This is a genomic window from Rhizorhapis sp., assembly GCF_035276005.1.
Taxonomy (GTDB): domain Bacteria; phylum Pseudomonadota; class Alphaproteobacteria; order Sphingomonadales; family Sphingomonadaceae; genus Rhizorhapis.
Genome location: NZ_DATEMB010000054.1, coordinates 1 through 5,682, shown reverse-complemented (window position 1 = coordinate 5,682; position 5,682 = coordinate 1). Strand labels below are relative to the sequence as shown.

The following is a 5,682-nucleotide window of genomic DNA, read 5'->3' as shown; positions in this document are numbered from 1 at the left end:
GTCCACCGGCATCAGCCCCTGGCCCTATCCTGCCGAAGCAGGAACGGACTGGAGCCGCCTGCCGGAACCCAGTGCGCTCGGGAATCTCGAGGCCGCCGCAGCCGCCTGCTTCGGCGCCCCGGACGCTGAAGAGGTCGTTGCCGTCCCCGGCAGCGACCTTGCGCTTCGCCTGCTGCCGCAACTGCTTGGAGGGACGGAGGCGCGCTTCCTCGCGCCCATTTATTCGGGGCACAAGGCGGCATGGCCCGACGCCCGCCCTATGGGTCCAGGGACTCTGGAGCGGGCGGAGCTTCTCATCCTCTGCAATCCCAACAACCCGGACGGGCGCATCACGTCCCGCTCCGAACTTGACCGCTTTACGGGCCAACTCATCGTCGATGAGGCCTTTGCCGACGCCATGCCGGGCCTCAGCCTTGCCTCTGACCGCCGGGGCGCCATCGTCCTGCGTTCCTTCGGTAAATTTTTTGGGCTGCCGGGACTTCGCCTCGGCTTTGTCATTGCCGACCGCCCCCTGGCAATGCGCCTCCGCGCGCTGATCGGCGATTGGCCGGTGGGAAGCGCCGCCATCGCGATCGCTACAGCCGCCTACCGCGACAGCGACTGGCAGGCCAACCAACGCCAGCGCCTCGCCGATGCCTCTCAGCGGCTCGACACATTGCTCAAGACTTGCGGCCTCACCATAGCAGGGGGCACCCCGCTCTTCCGTCTCGCCCGCTCGGAACGGGCATCTGACCTGTTCCACCATCTGGCGCAAGCGGGCATATTGACCCGGCCCTTTGCAGAAGATGCCAATGCGCTGCGCTTTGGGCTTCCGGGCGAGGAGCCGCAGTGGCAAAGGCTGGAACAGGCGCTGTCCGCATGGAGCAGTCAATGAGCGATCCCGAAGACTTTACCCGCCACAATGCCCGTATGAAGCGCCTCCAAACCGCGCGCGCGAAGATTCAGGCGCGCAAGACGGAGGAGCGCGGCCTGCTCATAGTTCACACCGGCAATGGCAAGGGCAAATCCTCCTCTGCCTTTGGCATGGCGATCCGGTCGCTCGGCTGGGGTATGAAGGTCGGCGTCGTGCAATATGTGAAGGGCAATTGGGAAACGGGGGAAAAGAATTTCTTCATCGCCAACCCGAGCCTTCTTACCTTCGAAGTGATGGGCGAAGGCTTCACCTGGGACACGCAGGATCGCGCCCGCGACATCGCCGCCGCCCGCGCCGCATGGGAGCGGTCGAAGGAACTCATCCTCGATCCTGCCTATGACTTCATCATTCTCGATGAGCTGAATATTGTCCTCAGGAACGATACGCTTCCCATCGAGGAAATCGTGGAGTTCCTGAAAGCGCGGCCATTGGAGAAGCATATCTGCATTACTGGCCGGGGTGCCAAGGCCGAACTTCTTGAGATTGCCGATCTCGTCACTGAATTCACCGAAGTGAAGCACCCCTACCATGCGGGGTTCAAGGCGCAGAAGGGGGTGGAGTTTTGATGCCTGCTTTCATGCGGCCTCATCCCTTCCCACCAAATTTCCGTCGTCCCAGCGAAGGCAGGGATCCCGCTTTTTCTTTGCCAAAGCTTGAGCAGGTTTCACTCAGGTTGATGTGTTCCCGTTCGTCCCGAGCGAAGTCGAGGGACGCTGGCGACACGTGTCTCGACTTCGCTCGACACAAACGGATCTGGGTGAATGATTCAACACGGCTGAAACCTGCTCTAGAAGAGGGGCCCCTGCCTTCGCAGGGGCGACAGGTTGATAAGGTTGCCGCTGGGGAAAGGGCAGTCGCGCGAGTAACAAAGCGACTCTTCCCCATCGCACCCCTCCTTGCCCTCCTCCTCACAGCCCCCGCCGCCGCCGCCCCGCCAAAACGGATCGTCTCCCTCAATCCCTGCATCGATGCAGTCCTGATGCGCATTGTCGAGCCGCGCCGGATCGCTGCCATCAGCCATTATTCCCACGATCCGCGCGCCACCTCCATCCCGCTCAATCAGGCTTTGCGTTTTCCCGTCACTTCGGGGACAGCGGAGGAGGTGCTGGCGATGCGCCCAGACCTGGTGCTTGCGGGGCCGCATGTGGCGCTTTCCACTATTCATGCGCTGGAACGCCAGAACATCCGCCTGCTCCGCCTCGCCGTTCCTGAAAGCGTGAAGGAGAGCAAGGCGCAGATCACAGAGCTTTCCACCGTGCTCAATGTGCCGCAAAGGGGCCGTCGCCTGAACGCTCAGATCGACGCCGCGCTCGCTCACGCCCGGCCCCAGGACAAACAATTCGTGCCCGCGCTGATCTGGCAGGGTGGGGGCATGGTGCCGGGCGCCAATACGCTGGCTGACGAGCTTCTCCGCCGCACCGGTTTCCGCAACATGAGCAGCGTTTATGGCTTGCAGCAATGGGACGTGTTACCACTGGAGCATCTGCTCGCGCGGCCGCCGCGCGTGCTCTTCTCGGCGGGTGGCGCGGCCGGAGACCGCGACCGGATGCTGTCGCACCCTGCCATCCGCCGTCTGTCCCACCGTATCGCTGTCAGGGAATATGCTCCCCGGCTGCTCCATTGCGCAGGGCCAAGCATGATCGATGCCGTAACCCGGCTGTCGGAAGTCCGCCGCTCATTAAAGGCCCGGCCATGACCCAGGTACGCCTCAACCTTTCGCTTTTCGGCCTATTGCTTGCTGCCTTTGCGGCATCGCTGCTGGCGGGCAAAGTCTGGGTGCCCGTCAGTGAATGGATGAGCCACGATCTCCCCTCCCTCATCATCCTGGAACTCCGTCTGCCCCGCACCGTTCTGGCCGCCGCCATAGGCGCGGCTTTGGGCATGTCGGGCGCGGTGATGCAGGGCTATCTCCGCAATCCGCTCGCCGATCCTGGCCTGTTCGGCGTGTCGGGCAGCGCAGCGCTTGGCGCTGTGTCCTCTCTCTATTTCGGCTATGCGGCATCCGCCCTGCTGCTTCCACTGTTCGCCCTTGGCGGCGCTGCCGCCGGTATGGCGTTGCTTGCCCTGCTGGCGGGACGATCGGGCAGCCTGATTCTCTTCACGCTTGCGGGGATGATCCTCGCCAGCATCAGCGGATCATTGACCTCGCTGCTCATCAGCCTTGCTCCGACGCCCTTTGCCGCTTCGGAGATCGTCACCTGGCTATTGGGTGCGCTCACAGACCGGAGCTGGGCCGACGTGCAACTCACCCTGCCCGCCATGATCGCCGGAATGCTCATCCTCGCCGCTACCGCCACCGCGCTCGACGCGCTTACTTTGGGCGAGGCTGCTGCGCGGTCCTTGGGCGTCGACACCGGCCGTCTGCAATGGCTGGTCGTGCTCGGTATCGGGCTTACCGTCGGTGCTTCAGTGGCAGCGGCGGGGATCATCGGCTTTGTCGGCCTCATCGTACCGCATCTCGTCCGTCCCCTCGCTGGGCACCGGCCTTCGGCTGTGCTTCTCCCTTCCGCGCTTGCCGGAGCCGCGCTGCTGACCCTTGCCGATAGTATGGTGCGCGTGATGCCCAGCACCAGCGAGCTTCGCCTTGGCATAGCCATGTCGCTCCTCGGCGCCCCTTTCTTTCTCGCCCTCCTCTTCCGCATGCGCCGGGAGCTTGCCTGATGGACATGCAATTCAGCGCCCTGTCGCTCAGCCTGCGAGGGCGGCAAATCCTGAATGATGTAACGGGCCGGCTGGAGCAGGGCCGCGTCACTGTCATCCTGGGCGCCAATGGTGCGGGGAAAAGCACCCTTCTTTCCTGCCTGGCCGGACTCCGCCGCCCCGACAGCGGCACCGTAGGAGTGGGCGAACGCGACATTCACAGCCTCGATCGCCGGGAGCGCGCCCGCACAATCGGCCTGCTACCACAACAGGGCGACATTCACTGGGACATCGATGTGGCGACGCTGGTCGGCCTTGGCCGCATGCCTCACCGGGGCCGCTGGGGGATGAGCGAAGCGGACCATCGGGCCGTCGCCAGCGCCATGGCCGCGACCGATTGCGCCCACCTCGCCCAACGCCAGGTCCTTCGCCTGTCGGGCGGCGAGCAGGGCCGGGTTCTACTGGCCCGCGTCCTGGCGGGGGAGCCGCAATGGCTGCTCGCCGACGAACCCCTCGCCAGCCTCGATCCTGCCCATCAACTCGACGTGCTCGACCGCCTGAAGCAATGCGCGAAGGGGGGCGCGGGCGTTGCCGTGGTGCTTCATGACCTCACCCACGCAGCGCGAATCGCTGACGACATATTGGTGCTGAAGGACGGCGCGATCATTGCCGCTGGCCCGCGCGATGAAGTGCTTTCCCCCGCAACCCTCGCCCAAGCCTATGGTGTCGAGGTGCATATCGCAACGGGCCCGACCGGCGATCCGATGCTCGTCCCCATCCGCCGGATCGCCTGATGCCGGATCGCGCGGAACAGCTTCTGGCGGCTCTCCTCATTGAGGCAGCCATGGGCTATCCGAACGCATTGCATCGGCGCGTGCCGCATCCCGTCGTCTGGGCCGGAGCGTTGATCAGCACGCTGGAGCGGCGGTGGAATGGGCAACACTCCTCTTTTGACGCGCAAACGTCGAAACGGGAGAGCAGATGGCTTCCCGCTTTCTCGGGAATGACAAGGGAGCAAGCGAAAAACCGCCTCGCGGGCGTCGCCACTATCGCAATCCTCGTCCTCGCGGCCACCTTTTTTGGCCTGATGCTCGAACATCTCTTCTCCGGCTGGCCAGGCGTCCTCCTGCTCATCCTTGTCGCGACGACCGGCCTCGCCCAGAAAAGCCTGCACGACCATGTCCGCGCCGTTGCCGAGCCATTGCTTGCCGGGAATATCGGGGAGGCCCGCACTGCCCTATCGAAGATCGTTGGACGCGACACCACTCCGCTCGACGAAAGCGGCATCGCCGCCGCAGCCACGGAAAGCCTCGCCGAGAGCCTTGGCGACGGTATCGTCACGCCTGCCTTCTGGTTCCTGGTCGCGGGCCTTCCCGGCATCTTTGTCTTCAAGGCTGTCAGCACCGCCGACAGCCTCATCGGCCACAAGGATGAACGCTACCGCCATTTCGGCTGGGCAGCGGCAAGGCTGGACGATGTGATGAATTTCGTTCCGGCCCGGCTATCGGGGTTGTTGCTGTGTCTTTCCTCCCCGTCGTCCCTGCGCAGGCAGGGGGCCCGCTTTTTCTTCGGCGGAGCAAAAGGAAACGGGGTCCCGGCCTGCGCTGGGACGACGGCTGATCTAACGCCTCATAGTGCCGTCCACGTCATGCTCCGCGACGCCCGCAAGCATCTTTCCCCCAATGCCGGGTGGCCCGAAGCGGCGATGGCAGGGGCGCTTGGCGTTACACTTGGCGGCGGGGCAAACTATGATGGCGAGTGGATCGGCCGCGCCACCCTGGGGGATGGTCCGCGCCCGCAGCCGCAAGACCTCGTCTGTGCGCTTGCGCTTTACCGCCGCGCCTGCCTTCTCCTCTGGCTGATTGCGGGAGGGCTGGCATGGGCGCTCTAATGTTTCAGGGCACTGGTTCCGATGTCGGCAAGTCCGTTCTTGTCGCCGGCCTCTGCCGCCTGCTCGCCAATCGGGGCATCAAGGTCCTTCCCTTCAAGCCGCAAAACATGTCGAACAATGCCGCTGTGACGGTCGACGGCGGCGAAATCGGGCGCGCACAAGCATTGCAGGCGCGCGCAGCGCGCGTCACGCCAAGCGTCCATATGAATCCTGTGCTCTTGAAGCCGCAGAGCGAGAT

6 protein-coding genes and 1 pseudogene are annotated in these 5,682 nt (G+C 64.4%); all 7 read left to right on the top strand.

Translation table 11 applies throughout. The features are described 5' to 3' along the window. Window positions 1-874: aminotransferase class I/II-fold pyridoxal phosphate-dependent enzyme (locus tag VJS46_RS11540; RefSeq protein WP_324060203.1), on the top strand; the 874-nt coding region annotated here is incomplete at its 5' end. After that, window positions 871-1,479, top strand: a complete 609-nt coding sequence (cobO, locus tag VJS46_RS11535) for a cob(I)yrinic acid a,c-diamide adenosyltransferase (protein WP_324060202.1) — start codon at window positions 871-873, stop codon at window positions 1,477-1,479. The genes VJS46_RS11540 and cobO, both read left to right, overlap by 4 nt. Before the next feature lie 317 nt (window positions 1,480-1,796). Continuing rightward, window positions 1,797-2,609, top strand: a complete 813-nt coding sequence (locus tag VJS46_RS11530) for an ABC transporter substrate-binding protein (RefSeq protein ID WP_324060204.1) — start codon at window positions 1,797-1,799, stop codon at window positions 2,607-2,609. Beyond that, window positions 2,606-3,574 (top strand): iron ABC transporter permease, encoded by a 969-nt coding sequence (locus VJS46_RS11525; RefSeq protein WP_324060200.1) that lies wholly within the window; start codon window positions 2,606-2,608, stop codon window positions 3,572-3,574. The genes VJS46_RS11530 and VJS46_RS11525 overlap by 4 nt, the downstream gene beginning before the upstream one ends. After that, window positions 3,574-4,347: an ABC transporter ATP-binding protein gene (locus tag VJS46_RS11520; RefSeq protein ID WP_324060199.1), complete on the top strand. Its 774-nt coding sequence runs from the start codon at window positions 3,574-3,576 to the stop codon at window positions 4,345-4,347. Before VJS46_RS11525 ends, VJS46_RS11520 begins: the two co-directional genes overlap by 1 nt. Beyond that, the gene (cbiB, locus tag VJS46_RS11515) at window positions 4,347-5,444 is read left to right on the top strand and encodes an adenosylcobinamide-phosphate synthase CbiB (RefSeq protein WP_324060198.1); all 1,098 of its coding nucleotides are present in this window, start codon (window positions 4,347-4,349) and stop codon (window positions 5,442-5,444) included. The genes VJS46_RS11520 and cbiB overlap by 1 nt, the downstream gene beginning before the upstream one ends. Continuing rightward, window positions 5,432-5,682: pseudogene (locus tag VJS46_RS11510) on the top strand (cobyric acid synthase CobQ); the annotation flags it as partial. The gene cbiB and the pseudogene VJS46_RS11510, both read left to right, overlap by 13 nt.